We start from the raw sequence: 15,078 nt of genomic DNA, 5'->3' as shown, positions 1-15,078 counted from the left end.
TCGTACCAGCCCGCCCGGATTTATGCGGGCGGGGATGGTACTCTGTCAATTCCGGATTCTCACCGGTCAGTCCCGGTCTTCAAAGGCCGATGAAATCGAGCGAATGACGGGAAAGTGCGCGCGGCGCATCCGCGGTCGTCACGTAGGTCTGTCCGAGCGTCATTGCCGTGCCGGTATCGGAATCGGCAATGATCATGTGCACGAACAGCGACATGTTCGGCTCGATCGGCTGCGGATTGCCGACATGGAACATCTGGTGCTCCATCCAGGAGGGCGAGAAGCGGGCGCCGAGCGAATAACCGCAGGCATTCAGCCGGTGGCGGGCGAGGCCGCGCTCGTCCATGATCCTGGCATGCATGTCGAAGACGTCACCGAAGGTGTGGCCGGGCATCAGCACGGTCTCGATCGCCTCGATGGTTTCGCGGCAGGCATTGTAGAGCTCGCGATGGCGTTGCATCGGCTCGCCGATGACGATCGTGCGCATCATGGCGGCATGGTAATGCGCATAGGTGCCGGCCCATTCCAGCGTCAGCTGGTCGTTGGCGTCAAGCTTGCGGCGGCCGGCCTTGTAGCGGCAGAGCAGGGCGTCGGCAGCCGAGCCGATGATGAACTCGTTGGCGGGATAATCGCCGCCGCCGGAAAAGACCGCACCCTGCATGGCGGCGAGGATATCGGCTTCGTCAGCGCCGGGCCTTGTCAGCCGGATCGCGGCGTCGAGCGCGTCGTCGGCGAGAGCGGCGGCGCGCTCGACATAGGCGACCTCCGTCGGGCTCTTGACGAGACGAAGACGGCTGACGAGATAGGAGGCGTCGACGATCTGGCCGAAAGTGGTCAATTGTGCGTCGAGCAGACGGGCGACGCGGCCGGTCATGCCGTGGGTGTCATATTCGACGCCGATGCGGGCGCCGAGCAGATCCATCTCGACCATGAGGTTCTTCAGGTCGAGCGTCGGATCGGCATTGACCCTGTCGACCCAGATGTGGACGTCCTCAAGGATCGATGTGTGTCTGGCCTGGCGAAGATCCGCCGAGCGGGTGATCAGCGCCATGGTGCCGTCGCTCTTGACGATCAGCGTCTGGAAAAAGCAGTAGCCGAAGGTGTCGTAGCCGGTCAGCCAGTACATGCTTTCCTGGGCGAAGAGCAGCAGGGCGTCGAGCTTTTCTTCCTTCATCTTCTCGGTGAGGCGCGCAAGCCGGCTTGCGAACTCGGCCTTTTCGAAGTGCAGTGCCATTCTGCTCAAGTCTCCCTGATTGATATCGCTGAAATCTGGCGGCCGTAGTCCGGCTCGCCGCGATGTGTCGTCCGGCGATAGGAAAAGAAGCGCTCGCTATCCGGATAGGTGCAGAGCCCGAGGCTTTCGGCCTGCACGCCAGCCCGCGTCAGCCTGTCGATCGTCAGCGCCGGCAGATCGAACATGGCGCGGCCCGGCGTTGCGGACGGCTTGAAAAAGCGTTCGTAGTCCGAATTCTCGGCGACGAAGCGATCGACGAATTCCGGCCCGACCTCGTAACTCGCCTGACTGATCGAGGGGCCGAGGCAGGCCAGTATGCTGGCGCGGTCGGCTCCCAATGCTTCCATGGCGGCAATGGTGTTTTCGAGAACACCGGTCAGCGCGCCCTTCCAGCCGGCATGGGCGGCGCCGATGACGCGATTTTCGGGGTCGGCAAAGAGGATCGGGCCGCAATCGGCGGCCAGCACGCCAAGGGCAATGCCGGGAACTGCCGTCACCATCGCGTCCGCGTCGGGACGGGCGCCATCGTAATCGGCGCCAATCGTCACGACGTCGGGCGAATGCACCTGATGAACAGTTGCCAGCCGCTCGAGCGGCAGATCGAACCAGGCGGCGACACGGCGGCGGTTTTCCACGACGTTCCCGCGCTCGTCGTTGGAGCCGAGGCCGACGTTGAGACCGCGATAGATCCCTTCGGAAACACCGCCTTTCCGGGTGAAATAACCGTGGCGGATGGTGCCGCCCGTCGCTTCGTTCAGCAGCGTGCTTTGGATCGGTGCGGGAGAGGCCGCGTCCTGCATCTGTAATTCCGGGTTTTTCGAGGGGTTTGTTTTGTCCCGAGCGCATCGCATCCACGGCGCGCTTCAAGTTCCTGTTTCGCGCGGATGTTGGCTCAGCCGCCTGCGCCCTGTCAATCCACCGGGCGAAAGGGCATGAGATCAACGGCAGGGTGGGAGACCGCCATGACCTTGAAGAGTTCGCCCATCCGACCCTCACCGGCGCCGGCAAGCCTGTCGATCGCCGACTGGATCACCTGCTGGGTCTGCGGTTCGCGGTCACGCCCGAGGGCGGCGGCGCGTTCGAGAATGCCGAGGCCGGTCAGAAAGTCACCCTGGTGCAGGGCGCCGTTCAGATGGAGGCCGGCCGTCATCGCCGTCTCGGCGAGCTGCTGGAAATCGACATGGCTCGTCAGGTCAGCTTCGCCGGGGTGGGCGAGCGGCGGATCGAATTCATGCATGCGCACCGCCTGCAGCGTATCGCCGAAGCCAGTGACGAGATGGCCGTAGTCGATGACCAGCGCCGTGCCGCCGAAGGCGCGCAGCCGCTCACAGATCGCCATCATCACGGCCTGGCGGGCGGGCGAGATCTCGAAGAGCGTGCCGAGCGGCAGGTTCTGCACCGGTTCCGGCAGTAGGGCAGGATCGATGCCCGCGACACCTGCGGCAAAGGTCAGTTCGCCATCGGCGTCAAGACCGACCATGCGCTCGCGGAAACCCGTTTGCGTGCGGACGAACTGCCGGATCGGGATCGCGTCAAACAATTCGTTGGCGGCAATCAGCGTGAAGCCCGGCGGGACCTCATCAAAGCCACCGTGCCACGCGATCCTTTCGCCATAAGCTTCGAGTGTCTGGCTCTGGACGTCGCGCAGGCGCTCGCTGGTTTCGACGAGATGCACGCTCATCGTGTCGAAGAGCGGCGGGGCAATGCGGGCGATGACGCGCAGCATATCCGCCATCATCGTGCCTCGGCCGGGGCCGATCTCGACCAGGCGCACATCTGCCGGCGTGCCATGACGCTGCCAGGCATGGACGACGAAGACGCCGATCATCTCGCCGAAGATCTGGCTGACTTCGGGCGCGGTGACAAAATCGCCGGAACGGCCGAAGGGCTCGCGGGTGCGGTAATAGCCGTGCTCGGGATCGGCGAGGCAGAGCGAGAAATAGTCGGTGACGCTGATCGGGCCGTTGGCCTGGATGATCGCCTTGATCTTTTCGCCTAGAGCGGTGGTCATGTCGCGCGTCCTGCCGGTTTAGAGCTGCGGCGCGGCCTGGCGACGGGCCCGCAGGATCGCCCAGAGGCCGAGCAGGATCATCGGGGAGGAGAGGATCATGCCCATGGTCAGCCAGTTGGTGCCGAGGAGGTAACCGAGCTGGGCGTCCGGCTCGCGGAAGAACTCGACGAAGATGCGCGACAGTGCATAACCGCAGACGAAGACGCCCGTGATGAAGCCAGGGCTGTTCAGCGCGCGCATGCCGTAGACGAGGGCGGCAAGCACCAGGAGCAGAACGATGCCCTCAAGGCCGGCCTCGTAGAGCTGGCTCGGATGGCGGGCGAAGGGACCACCGGTCGGGAAAACCACGGCCCAGGGGACGTCGCTCAGCCGGCCCCAGAGCTCGCCATTGATGAAATTGGCGATGCGGCCGAAGAACAGGCCGAAGGGAACGACGGCGGCGACGATATCGAACAGGCTCCAGATCGGAATGGCATTGCGGCGGGCAAAGATGATCATGGCGATCGTCGTGCCGGTCAGGCCGCCGTGGAAGGACATGCCGCCGTTCCAGATTTCGACTGCGCGGATGGGATCGCGCAGGATGGCGGAGAGGTCATAGAAGAAGATATAGCCGAGACGGCCGCCGAGCACGACGCCGAGGGCGGCCCAGACGATGAAATCGTCGAGCTGCGTCTTCGTCATCGGCGATGTATTGCCAGGCCAGAGACTGTCGTTGGCGGCGAGGCGGCGCGCATAGGCCCAGCCAAGCAGGATGCCGGCGACGTATGCCAGGCCGTACCAGTGAATCGCCAACGGACCGAGCGAAAAAGCGATCGGATCGATGTCCGGGAAAGGCATGATGGCAAGGAGATTGGCTGCTGTCGGCAAGATTTTCCCATCCGTTGAGGTCGGCGGAACATGCCGCCGCGATCCCGGACGGTCAAGTGCATTGTTCGTGATCGCTCCTCCGCTACCTGCTTCAGGATAAGGCTATCCCGCGCAAAGCGCTTGCATCCCAGGTGGCGAAGCCCTACCTCAATCTTCGGGGCCCCGAAGGGCTGAATTCACCTTATACGAAGGGAGAAAAACGCCATGACGACCGGAACGAACCGCATCATGGACGAGTTCGCCAAGCTGATGACCGACGCGGCAGGTGCCGCCCAGGGCGTCCGCAAGGAGATCGAGACGGCTTTCAACGCGCAGGCCGAGCGTTGGCTGAACAGCATGGACGTCGTCAAGCGCGAGGAATTCGAGGCCGTGCGCGAGATGGCGATCAAGGCGCGTGATGAAAATGAGGCGCTTGCCGCCCGTATCGCGGCGTTGGAGGCCAAGCTCGCCGGCGAGAGCCACTAAATTCCCATATGGCGCAGATGCGGCGTTGCCTTCATGCCACACGCCGCATCTGTCACAAAAAATTCCAGGTGAGTTTTCCACCTGTGGACACAGCCAAAAAAGCCAATACGCAGAGTCGTTTAATCTCCCTTCTGAATTGAGTTTCGAAGTGCTTTCCACAGCAGGTCCGCCCTATTTTCCCTTCTGGGGGCTGGCAGGTGGCAAGGGTCATTATACACTGATTTTAAATGATGATTCGAAGCGACTTGGTAAGCTCCGGGCAGGTTATCTGCGTTAAGTCTGGCAGCGGTTCAACGATCATCCGATGGTGGTTTCCGGTATTGCGTGTGTCTTTCTTGTGTTCGTATCCCAAGCTAAGCCGCATTCGTTCCGGTCAAGAAGGTGCTGCATGAACCTGATGGAATTGGAAGTCGAGCGTCAGTCGAACCCGGTCGATATGATCGAGTACGTGGCCTCCAACAACGACTGGTCGTTCGAGCGGTCCGGCGAGGACGAGATCGCAATGACGGTCGAGGGGCGCTGGGCGGACTATCACGTTTCCTTTTCATGGATGGAGGAATTCGAGGCGCTGCATCTTGGCTGCGCTTTCGATATCAAAGTCCCCGACATCAGGGTCAACGAGGTGGTCAAGCTGCTCTCGGCGATCAACGGGCAGGTGCTGATGGGTCATTTCGACCTCTGGCGTCAGGAAGATGTCGTCATCTTCAGGCAGTCGCTGCTGCTTGCAGGCGGCGCGGAGCCGACCAATCGCCAGGTAGAGGTGCTGCTTTCCAGCGCGCTCGACACCTGCGAAGCCTATTTCCAGGCATTCCAGTTCGTTGTCTGGTCCGGCATGGACGCGGCGAAGGCGATGGAAGCCGTGCTGTTCGAAACGGTAGGCGAGGCATAAGATGCCAGCGAAGGCTTTCTCCTCGGTAAATCCCATCGTGCTGATCGGCGCCGGAAACATGGGCGGAGCCATGCTCTCCGGCTGGCTGAAGAGCGGCGTTCCGGGTTCGGCCGTCATCGTTGTGGATCCCGGCCCCTCGTCGGCGATGCTGGCGACGATCAAGGAAGCCGGTGCGATGCATCTGACCACGGTCCCTGCGGAATTGAAGGCGAGTGTCTTATTCCTCGCGGTCAAGCCGCAGGTGATGGAGACGGTGTTGCCGGCGGTGAAGAGCGCCGTCGGACCGGCGACGGTCGTTGTCTCGGTCGCAGCCGGCAAGACGCTCGGTTTTCTCGAAAGACATCTCGGCAAAGCCGCCATGGTGCGAGCCATGCCGAACACGCCGGCTATGGTCGGCCGCGGTGTGACCGGGGCCTTTGCCAATTCAGGGGTCAGCAATCCGCAGCGCGAACGCGTCCATGCCCTTCTCAGCGTCTCCGGCCCGGTCGAATGGGTGCCTGCCGAGGCCGATATCGATGCCGTGACGGCGCTTTCCGGCAGTGGCCCGGCTTATGTATTCTATCTCGTCGAATGTATGGCGGAGGCAGGCCGAAAGCTCGGCCTGCAGGCGGACCTCGCCATGCGTCTTGCGCGGGAAACGGTCGCGGGGGCTGGTGAACTCTTGCACCAGTCCCCCGACGATGCTTCGCGGCTGCGCCAGAATGTGACGTCTCCCGGCGGCACGACGGCGGCGGCGCTCGCCGTGCTGATGGCGGAGAACGGCATGCAGCCCCTGTTCGACAAGGCGCTCGCGGCAGCGCGCAAGCGGGCCGAGGAACTGGCCGGCTGAGGAAGAACCACATGGCGGAAGAGATCAGCTACGCCGATTTCGAGCGTGTCGACATCCGTGTCGGTACGATCATCGAAGCTAGCCTCTTTCCGGAGGCGCGCAAGCCGGCTTTCAAGCTGCTCATCGATTTCGGCCCTGAGATCGGCATCAAGAAATCCTCGGCGCAAATCACCGTGCATTATACGCTGGAAACCCTGATGGGCCGGCAGGTGCTCGGCGTCGTCAACTTCCCGCCGCGGCAGATCGGGCCGCTCCGTTCGGAAGTGCTGACGCTGGGATTCGAGGACGAGAATGGCGCGATCGTGCTTGCGGCGGTCGAACAGCCGGTGCCGAACGGCAGGAAAATGATGTGAGTATCGGCTCACATCGTTTTGCCGGGTGCCTGATGTGTCTGCATTGGATGCTCAACGAGGCCTGATTTCCTGCAGAAAGGGATTGCTTCGCCGTTCGTCGCCGATGCGGCTGCCGGGCCCGTGGCCGCAGATAAAGCCAACATCGTCGCCGAGCGGCAGGACCTTGTCGCGGATCGAATCCAGCAGCTGCTGATGATTGCCGCCCGGCAGGTCGGTGCGGCCGATCGAGCCGTTGAAGAGCACGTCGCCGAGATGGGCGAAATTCTGCGCGCGGTTGAAATAGATTACGTGGCCGGGGGCGTGGCCGGGCGTGTGATAGACCTCGAATTCGTGGGCGCCGAAGGAGACCTTGTCGCCGTTCTTCAGCCAGCGGTCCGGCAGAACATTGCGCAATCCGGATATGCCGTATGTCGCGGCCTGGGTCTCTATCCGCTGCAGCAGCGGCAGGTCGTCCTGATGCGGGCCGACGATGTCGACGCCGAGCGCTTCCTTCAGCTCCCTGGCGCCGCCGGCATGGTCTAGATGACCGTGCGTCAGCCAGATTTCCTTGATGGTCAGGTCGCCTTTCTCAATCGCCTGAAGGATCAGCGGAACGTCGCCGCCCGGATCGACGACGACGCCTTCCCGGGTATCGGGATCGAAGAAGACCGTGCAGTTCTGCTGAAAGGGTGTCACCGGAATGATGCCGGCCTGGAGCATGCCCATAAGTGCCTCGCTTGGGTGTCTCGGGTGCTCAGGGTATAGTCCGAAACGGCGTCGAGGACAGCCGAAATCTTCGGCTTTTGACGCGTGTTTCACGGCAGCAAGACCCACTGCAACACAAGTTTATACGTCCCTTCCACCGTTCGGCCCGTCGGGGAAGTCCAGTTTTGTTATGGTTTTTCAATTGCTTGCCAGCGCGTATTTACAGGTGTTGTTTTGCCGGGTCGGGGCGCGTGGGAACATCGTAGAACGCCGCGCGTTGTCCGGCCATCGAAACCAAGGAGACGCTCACATGACCTTGAAGAGAAACATCCTATTGGCTGGAGCCGTGCTCCTGGCGAGCGGCGGTCTGGCGCAGGCGGAGATGGTGGCGACCACGGTCAACGATCTCAACGTCCGCGCCGGTCCGGGCCCGCAATATCCGGCAGTCGGCCTTGCCACCCGCGGCTCGACCGCGGTGCTCGACGGCTGTATCGAGGGCAGCCGCTGGTGCCGTGTCGACGTCAACGGGATCCGCGGCTGGGTCTATGCGGATTATCTACAGATGGAGTATGGCGGCAATCAAGTTATCGTCGAGCAGCATCGTTCCGAAATCGGCGTTCCGGTCGTGACCTACGAGTCCACCGCCAGCGTTGTCCCGGCTGACCCACAGCCGGCACCGGGCGATGAATTGATCGGCCCCGTCGGAGCCGTCGAAACGATCACTCCGCCGGAGACGGTGCGGACCTACATCGAGACCAATCCGACCGAGACAGTCCGGCTTGGCGGCGATGTGGTCGTCGGCGCGGAAGTGCCTGCCGACGTGACTTTCGAGACGATTCCGGACTATGAATACCGCTACACAAGGATCAACGACCGGCCGGTGCTGGTCGATCCAGGTACGCGTCGGATCGTCTACGTCTATCAGTAAGATCATCGGGAAATCCGAAACGAGGCGGTCGGCAGGCCGCCTCGTCCGGGCAATTCCTCCTCCCGCCTCAATCCCGCAAGGATGGATTTTCCCAGCTTTCTTTCTTTGTATGAGAAGATAATAATATATTAAGAGTTCGGCCTGTTGGAGACCGGCGTTGCTTCCGCGGCCTAACCGGTGCGACCGAACCGGAAACATTCGCTGAAATCAGGCAGTTCCTCCGGCCGGATCGCGCCCTCGATCACCTCGATGCCAGGCGATCCCAAACCTTCTCCGGCGCTTAACGCGCCCTGCCTGTTGATTGTTGTCCCCATTACGTTTTATCCACAGGCGGTAAGGGAATTACTTATTGCGGTCGGAAATTCCGGCGGACCTTGGTTTCCAAAAGAAGTGTCAGGGAAACTGAGAAGCTGGGGGCTCCCACGAAAGTTCGGCAAAGCTGGCAGCCGCGTAAATTTATGCCAACAATACTGATCTATATTTTGCGGATAGTTTCCCGCAACATGCGGAACGAGAAAGGAAATGCCGAGTGTCACGACAGACCGGTCTGAAAGCAGGCAAGCCGGAGCCGTTGGCCACGCCGATGGAAGATACAGGCGGTATCGATTTCGAGATCATCGAACTGTTCTTCTTCGCCTATCGCGACTTCGTTTCCGATCCTGACGCCATCCTCGAGAAGAGCGGCTTCGGCCGGGCGCATCACCGCGTCGTGCATTTCGTCAACCGCAATCCGGGCATGACGGTGGCTGATCTTCTCGACACACTGAAGATCACCAAGCAGAGTCTTGCAAGGGTGCTGAAACAGCTGATCGACTCAGGCTATATTCGCCAGGTGGCCGGTCCTGAGGATCGGCGGCAGCGCAAGCTTTATCCGACGAAATCGGGCCGCGAGCTGGCGCTTGCCCTTGCAGAGCCGCAATCGCGCCGCATTGAGCGGGCATTCGAAGGAGCCTCTGCGCAGGAGCGGGAGGGCGTGAAGGCCTTCCTCGGAGGCATGCGGGACAGAAAGAAGGCGGATTGAATGGCGGTCAGGACAGGTATTTCCGACGATGCGGCGCATCTGCTGGTGGTCGACGATGACTCCCGCATCCGCGCGCTGCTCAATCGTTATCTCGCGGAGAACGGCTTTCGCGTCACTGTCGCGGCCGACGGCGCCGAGGCGCAGCGCAAACTTGCCGGTCTCGATTTCGATCTCATCATCATGGATGTGATGATGCCGGGCGAATCCGGCATAGACGTCACCCGCGGGCTTCGGGCCATCAAGAATGTGCCGATCATCATGCTGACGGCGCTGGCGGAATCGGGCAACCGCATCGAAGGACTCGAGGCCGGCGCCGACGATTATCTCTCAAAACCCTTCGATCCGCGCGAGCTGGTCCTGCGCATCAACAATATCCTGCGCCGCAACGCTGGCGGTGAGGGGCTGAAGATTGAACAGGTCATGTTCGGGCCCTACACTTTCTCCTTGACCCGCAAGGAGCTGAAGAAAGCCAGTGAGGTGATCCGGCTTACCGATCGCGAGCAGGAAATCATGCTGCTCTTTGCGCGGCGCGCCGGTGACACCATCCCCCGTCACGAACTGATCGGCAATGACACCGAGGTCGGCGAGCGGACGATCGACGTGCAGATCAACCGGCTCAGGCGCAAGATCGAGGAGGATCCGGCCAACCCCGTCTGGCTGCAGACGGTTCGCGGCATCGGATACAGGCTGAGCATCGACTAGATTTGAGAAGTGGAGCATGATGCCGATGACGTTCACACTTTCCCGCATCGTGCTCTGAACGGCCGGGACCGACGATGGTGACAATGGACAGTTTGCGGCGGGAAGACCGCGCTCCGGCGGCGGGCTGGCGCTGGATCGTCCGCTGGCTGCGGCGCCGATTGCCCACCGGACTCTACGCGCGCTCACTGCTGATCATCATCATCCCGATGGTGCTGCTGCAATCCGTCGTGGCCGCCGTCTTCATGGAGCGTCACTGGCAAATGGTGACCGAACGGCTGTCGCTCGCCGTCACCCGCGACATCGCCGCGATTATCGAGATCGTCGAGACTTATCCGCAGAATTCGGACTATAGCGAGATCATCCGCATCGCGCGCGATCAGCTCAACTTGCAGATTTCGATCGAGCCGGACGGCGATCTGCCGCCGCCGCGCGTCAAGCCCTTCTTCTCGATCCTTGACGGCATTCTCAGCGATGAGATCACCGATGAGATTCACCGGCCTTTCTGGATCGACACGGTTGGTAACTCGAATCTCGTCGAAATCCGCATCAAGCTCGAGAACAAGATACTGCGGGTGCTGGCCAAACGCAGTCAGACCTATGCCTCAAACACCCATATCTTCATCGTCTGGATGGTCGGCACGTCGCTGGTGCTGATCGGCATCTCGATCCTCTTCCTGCGCGGACAGATTCGGCCGATCCTGATGCTGGCCCGGGCTGCCGAAAGCTTCGGCAAAGGGCAGAAGCCCGACAATTTCTATCCGCGCGGCGCCGACGAGGTCAGGCGCGCCGGCCTTGCTTTCATTCTGATGCGTGAACGCATCGAACGGCAGATCGAGCAGCGCACGGCGATGCTTTCCGGCGTCAGCCACGATCTGCGCACCATTCTCACCCGCTTCAAGCTGCAACTGGCGCTCGCCGGCGACAATCCCGACCTGCATGGCCTGAACGACGACGTCAATGATATGCAGACGATGCTGGAAGCCTACATGGCCTTCGCCCGCGGCGAGGTCGAAGAGGATGTTGGCGAACTGAAGCTCAGCGAGATCTTCGCCAAGCTGGAATCCGATTTCGTCCTGCATCGTAAAAGGTTCAGCTATTCGATCGAGGGCGACGACGACATTTCCGTCAGACCGAATGCGTTCACGCGTCTCGTCACCAACCTTGCCTCGAACGCGCGCCGTTATGCCGACAGGCTCGACATCGAGGCCAAGCACAATGCCAAGTGGCTGACTGTTATTTTTGACGATGACGGGCCGGGCATTCCGGAAAAGAATCGCGAAGACGTGTTCAAGCCGTTCTTCCGGCTGGACACGGCCCGCAACCTCGATGCATCGGGCACTGGCCTCGGTCTTGCGATCGCCCGTGATATTGCGCGCAGCCATGGGGGCAACGTCACGCTCGGCGACAGTCCACTCGGAGGCTTGAGGGCGACGATCCGCATTCCCGCTTAAATGTCCGTTGCCGTCAGCTTCACGGCCTTGCGCGCATCGAACTCATCCAGGCGCTCGACGATCCAGCGCCAGAGAGTGACAACCTGCATGAGCAGATTGCGGCCGAGCGGCGTCAATTCATATTCGACGCGCGGTGGAATCTCGGGATAGAGCGTGCGAATAATGAGGCCGTCGTTTTCGAGCGTGCGCAGCGTCTGAGTCAGCACTTTCTGGCTGATGCCCTCAACCCGCTCCATGAGGCGCGAGAAGCGTAAGGGCGCGCCGGCATCGGACAAGACGTGCAGGATGCGCAGCGGCCATTTCGCCGCCGCCCGCTCGATCAAGGCGCGCGCCCGCGCATCCTGCTCGTCGGTCATGTTGCAACAGAAATCGAACATTTCGCCGGCCATTCCCAGTTACCTCAGGGTGTGTATAGATCATACTGGTACCTTCTTTCGAATGGAAACAATACGACCTACATGCTCCGGGAACCAATCAAGGAGAGGTTACCGATGTCGAAGGTGTGGTTGATTACAGGCAGTTCGCGTGGTCTCGGTCGGGCGCTGGCGGAGGCGGTTCTGGCAGCCGGCGACAATCTGGTGGCGACGGCGCGCGATCCCGCTCAGCTTGCCGTTCTTTCCGAACTGTACCGCAGTCAGGTGCTGACGCTGGCGCTTGACGTGACCGACGAGCAGGCGGCAGCTGCCGCGGTGGAAGCTGGCGTGAAGCGGTTCGGCCGTATCGACGTGCTTGTCAACAATGCCGGCTACGGCAATGTCGGCCCGATCGAGGATACCAGCCTTGCCGATTTCCGGGCCCAGATCGAGACCAACCTGTTCGGCACTGTTATCATGACCAAGGCGGTGATCGCCCTGATGCGCGAACAGGGTGCGGGCCATATCATCCAGTTCTCATCCGTTGGTGGCCGTATCGGACCGGCTGGACGCGGCGCCTATTCGGCAGCCAAATTCGCCGTCGAGGGCTTTTCGGAGGTGTTGTCGAAAGAGATCGCGCCATTCGGCATCAGGGTGACGGTGATCGAGCCGGGCGGCTTCAGAACGGATTTTGCCGGTGCCTCGACGGTGCTGGCCGAGGGGCGAGCGAACTATGCGGAAACGGTCGGCGCCACAGTGCGCTTCCAGCGTGAATATGACGGCCGTCAACCTGGCGATCCTGCCAAGGCGGCTGCGGTCGTCATCCACATTTCAGGGCTCGAACAACCGCCGTTCCGGTTGCTGCTCGGCAGCGATGCGGTTCGCAATGTCGAGAAAGCGGATGCGGCGCGCATCGAGGCCGATCGAGAATGGCGTGCCGTCAGCGTCTCGACTGATTTTGACCCGGATGCCGAAGCGGGCCTAATGCCTTGGGAAAAGAAGACCGCCTAAACTCGGCAAAAAACAAAAGCGCCGCTGAGGAGCGGCGCTTTGTATCAGGAATTTTGAACAATCAGCCTGCAGTGCAGAAATGGCTGCGGCCGTCATTGCCGATATAGGTGCCGCTGCGCGGATCGAAGGAGCGGTAGCGGTAGGAGCAGTAACGCTCCCATTGCGGTGACCAGGGCTCCACCGAGGTGCGGACGGGCGCATAATATCTCGGCTGTTCGACATACTGCGGCTGCTCGACATAGACGCGGCGCGGGGCGCGATAGACCGGAGCAGGCTCGTAATATCCCGGCTCGTAAGGCGGGTCGATGTAGCGGGGTTCGTCGTAAACAGGGCCGTTATTGGCGTTGGCGATGGCCGAGCCGACGATCAGACCGGTGGCGAGGCCGACAGCGCCGCCGACCAAGGCGTCGTTGTTGTTATGATGGCGCCAGTGGCGGTCGCCGGCCGAGGCGTCGCCGATGACGGAGAGAGTAAGCGCGGCAGCCGTTGCCGTCAGCAGAAGAGTTTTGGCGAGCCTGTTCATAACCATCAAGTCCCAATCTCGGAAACCGAACTCCGGCTCCTTCTCGATGGTGTCAGTCCTAGAGATTTCTAGCTGAACGAAGGCTGAACGACAAAACCCGGCATTGCTGCCGGGCTTCAACTCGAATTCGACAGCCTAGTTAAGGGCTCAGCCGGCAATCTGCAGATTGACAGCCTTGGGGCCCTTGCCGCGGCGATCCGGCTCCGTGTCGAAGCTTACCTTCTGGTTTTCCGTCAAACCGGCCAGCCCGGAGGCCTGTACGGCAGAAATGTGAACGAAGATATCGGCGCCGCCCCGGTCCGGCTTGATGAAGCCGAAGCCCTTGTCGGTATTGAAGAATTTTACAGTGCCAGTCTCGGCCATGCGTCAGGTCCTTTTCTCTCTGCCCGCCATCCACACGGGCAGCATCATAGCATTGCCTCCTTGCGGGAGGCGTTAGCAGGCAAGTCTTGAAATGTGAGAAAAAGGTCCCCTCTACCTCGGCCTGTTCCAAGCAGGACTTTCGCCTGCTTTTTCTGGAACCGGCTGACCGGAATATTAGCGTTCCCGGCGCGCAAATACTTAAGGACTTCCCATGCTCGCAAAATGCCCGAACGAGCCGAGAGTGCTGCGTTTAAGGGATTTTGGCAAGCAAAAGTTTTTTAACGTGTCCTTCCGGGCACACTGCTCCCGACATCTGGTTTGCGCAAAAACGCAAAATTTCCGTCGCGAACGGAGGATGATTAACGATTCATATCGTCCGCAATGTAAGTTTCGGGCAGATTTTGCCAAAAATGCAACGTAAACGGGCCTTGCGGGTTCCTAAAATTTTTTTCCAGATCCGGCGTCCACCCATATTTGGAGGCGTGTTCAGACGGCTGGCAAGCGGCGGCGAGCAAATCCGGGGACGATCTCGACTACAAGCATAGCGATAAACATTAGCGCACAACCTGTATATCCTGTCGCCGGCATCGACTCACCGAGAATCAGGGCTGCGAGCGATGCACCGAAGAGCGCTTCGGACGAAAGGAAGATCGCCGCCTGCGACGGCGTCGTGTAGCGCTGCGCGATTACCTGCAGCACGAAGGCCAGACCGGACGAGAAGATGCCGACATAAAGGATCTCGGGTCCTGCGGACCAAATCGCGGAAAGGCTGATCGGTTCGACCGTTGCGGCAATGGCCAGCCCGAAGACAGTGGTAACGGCAAATTGCGTGGCCGCCAGCGCGAGTGGCCTTCCGTTCTCGGAGACGGTCGTGCCGGCAAGGGTGATCTGGATCGCCCAGAAGACGGCGCAGACCACGGTCAGGAGATCGCCTGAGGTGAGCGCCGAAAGATGACCGCCGGATAGGAGATAGATGCCGGCGAGCGCCATCAGCGCGCCCGGCCAGATGATCCAATGCGGGGCACGGCGCAGGAAGAACACGGCAATGAGCGGCACGAAGACGACATAGAGGCCGGTGATGAAGCTGGAATTCGTTACCGTCGTCGTCTGCAGGCCGACCTGCTGGGTGGCAGCGCCGCTGAAAAGGGCAAGGCCGGTAAGGACGTAGAGCCTGGCATGGCGCGCGCTGGTCTTCGCCTCTGCCTTGCGCGCTTCCAGAAGAACGAAAGGCAAGACGGCCAATGTGGCAACCGCAAAACGCAGGGCGATGAACCAGAAGGGGCCGATCGCCTTCATCGCCGTCGATTGTGCGACGAATCCGCCGCCCCAGATGGCGGCGGCAAACAACAGGAGGAGATTCGCCTGAATGCGCGTCATGTCGTCCTCCAAGGGAAGGG

Annotated in this window: 17 protein-coding genes and 1 pseudogene; 9 read left to right on the top strand and 9 right to left on the bottom strand. The window is 61.2% G+C overall.

Annotation, left to right across the window (positions count from 1 at the left end; translation table 11 throughout):
• Window positions 1-79: 79 nt before the first annotated feature.
• The 4 genes from NL154_RS14280 to lgt form a co-directional block, all read right to left on the bottom strand.
• A complete protein-coding gene (locus tag NL154_RS14280; protein ID WP_221146969.1) occupies window positions 80-1,231 on the bottom strand; it encodes a M24 family metallopeptidase in 1,152 nt (383 codons plus the stop codon).
• A 5-nt stretch (window positions 1,232-1,236) separates the two neighbouring features.
• Window positions 1,237-2,031 (bottom strand): peptidoglycan editing factor PgeF, encoded by a 795-nt coding sequence (gene pgeF, locus NL154_RS14275; RefSeq protein WP_210630475.1) that lies wholly within the window; start codon window positions 2,029-2,031, stop codon window positions 1,237-1,239.
• A gap of 110 nt (window positions 2,032-2,141) precedes the next feature.
• Window positions 2,142-3,242 (bottom strand): class I SAM-dependent methyltransferase, encoded by a 1,101-nt coding sequence (locus NL154_RS14270; RefSeq protein WP_210630476.1) that lies wholly within the window; start codon window positions 3,240-3,242, stop codon window positions 2,142-2,144.
• 18 nt (window positions 3,243-3,260) lie between these two features.
• Window positions 3,261-4,109, bottom strand: coding sequence for a prolipoprotein diacylglyceryl transferase (gene lgt, locus NL154_RS14265; RefSeq protein ID WP_434732841.1), 849 nt, complete (start codon window positions 4,107-4,109; stop codon window positions 3,261-3,263).
• Window positions 4,110-4,313: 204 nt separating this feature from the next.
• On the opposite strand from lgt, the gene NL154_RS14260 reads away from it, so the two are divergent.
• The 4 genes from NL154_RS14260 to NL154_RS14245 all read left to right on the top strand — a co-directional run bounded on the left by NL154_RS14260 (window position 4,314) and on the right by NL154_RS14245 (window position 6,645).
• On the top strand, window positions 4,314-4,574 hold the full coding sequence (locus NL154_RS14260) for an accessory factor UbiK family protein (RefSeq protein WP_210630478.1): 261 nt from the start codon (window positions 4,314-4,316) through the stop codon (window positions 4,572-4,574).
• 388 nt (window positions 4,575-4,962) lie between these two features.
• Entirely contained in the window at window positions 4,963-5,463 is a 501-nt protein-coding gene (locus tag NL154_RS14255; protein WP_004680153.1) for a YbjN domain-containing protein, read from the top strand.
• Between the two features lies 1 nt (window position 5,464).
• Window positions 5,465-6,292 (top strand): pyrroline-5-carboxylate reductase, encoded by an 828-nt coding sequence (gene proC / locus NL154_RS14250; RefSeq protein ID WP_221146971.1) that lies wholly within the window; start codon window positions 5,465-5,467, stop codon window positions 6,290-6,292.
• 11 nt (window positions 6,293-6,303) lie between these two features.
• Window positions 6,304-6,645 carry a tRNA-binding protein gene (locus NL154_RS14245; RefSeq protein WP_221146972.1) on the top strand — a complete coding sequence of 114 codons (342 nt, stop codon included), beginning with the start codon at window positions 6,304-6,306 and terminating at the stop codon, window positions 6,643-6,645.
• 51 nt (window positions 6,646-6,696) lie between these two features.
• On the opposite strand, the gene NL154_RS14240 is transcribed toward NL154_RS14245, so the two are convergent.
• Window positions 6,697-7,350: an MBL fold metallo-hydrolase gene (locus NL154_RS14240; RefSeq protein ID WP_434732840.1), complete on the bottom strand. Its 654-nt coding sequence runs from the start codon at window positions 7,348-7,350 to the stop codon at window positions 6,697-6,699.
• A gap of 289 nt (window positions 7,351-7,639) precedes the next feature.
• On the opposite strand from NL154_RS14240, the gene NL154_RS14235 reads away from it, so the two are divergent.
• From NL154_RS14235 to NL154_RS14220, 4 genes are all read left to right on the top strand, one after another.
• Window positions 7,640-8,257, top strand: a complete 618-nt coding sequence (locus tag NL154_RS14235) for a DUF1236 domain-containing protein (protein WP_221146974.1) — start codon at window positions 7,640-7,642, stop codon at window positions 8,255-8,257.
• 529 nt (window positions 8,258-8,786) lie between these two features.
• Entirely contained in the window at window positions 8,787-9,278 is a 492-nt protein-coding gene (locus NL154_RS14230) for a MarR family winged helix-turn-helix transcriptional regulator (RefSeq protein ID WP_210630483.1), read from the top strand.
• The gene (locus NL154_RS14225) at window positions 9,279-9,980 is read left to right on the top strand and encodes a response regulator (protein WP_210630484.1); all 702 of its coding nucleotides are present in this window, start codon (window positions 9,279-9,281) and stop codon (window positions 9,978-9,980) included.
• A gap of 74 nt (window positions 9,981-10,054) precedes the next feature.
• The gene (locus NL154_RS14220; protein ID WP_210630485.1) at window positions 10,055-11,431 is read left to right on the top strand and encodes an ATP-binding protein; all 1,377 of its coding nucleotides are present in this window, start codon (window positions 10,055-10,057) and stop codon (window positions 11,429-11,431) included.
• Here the strand turns inward: NL154_RS14220 and NL154_RS14215 are convergent.
• Window positions 11,428-11,851: pseudogene (locus tag NL154_RS14215) on the bottom strand (winged helix-turn-helix transcriptional regulator). The gene NL154_RS14220 and the pseudogene NL154_RS14215 sit on opposite strands and share 4 nt — an antisense overlap.
• 71 nt (window positions 11,852-11,922) lie before the next feature.
• Here NL154_RS14215 and NL154_RS14210 point away from each other — a divergent pair.
• A complete protein-coding gene (locus NL154_RS14210) occupies window positions 11,923-12,795 on the top strand; it encodes an oxidoreductase (RefSeq protein ID WP_210630487.1) in 873 nt (290 codons plus the stop codon).
• A 61-nt stretch (window positions 12,796-12,856) separates the two neighbouring features.
• On the opposite strand, the gene NL154_RS14205 is transcribed toward NL154_RS14210, so the two are convergent.
• The 3 genes from NL154_RS14205 to NL154_RS14195 form a co-directional block, all read right to left on the bottom strand.
• Window positions 12,857-13,318: a BA14K family protein gene (locus NL154_RS14205; RefSeq protein WP_210630488.1), complete on the bottom strand. Its 462-nt coding sequence runs from the start codon at window positions 13,316-13,318 to the stop codon at window positions 12,857-12,859.
• A gap of 147 nt (window positions 13,319-13,465) precedes the next feature.
• Window positions 13,466-13,681, bottom strand: a complete 216-nt coding sequence (locus NL154_RS14200) for a cold-shock protein (protein ID WP_003561293.1) — start codon at window positions 13,679-13,681, stop codon at window positions 13,466-13,468.
• Window positions 13,682-14,167: 486 nt separating this feature from the next.
• Complete coding sequence (locus tag NL154_RS14195; RefSeq protein WP_210630489.1) at window positions 14,168-15,058, bottom strand: DMT family transporter; 891 nt, start codon at window positions 15,056-15,058, stop codon at window positions 14,168-14,170.
• Between the last annotated feature and the right edge of the window lie 20 nt (window positions 15,059-15,078).

The organism is Rhizobium sp. YTUHZ044 (assembly GCF_051123975.1).
Lineage (GTDB): Bacteria > Pseudomonadota > Alphaproteobacteria > Rhizobiales > Rhizobiaceae > Rhizobium.
The sequence above is the reverse complement of the archived record's forward strand: the minus strand, read 5'-3'. Positions and strand labels throughout refer to the sequence as shown.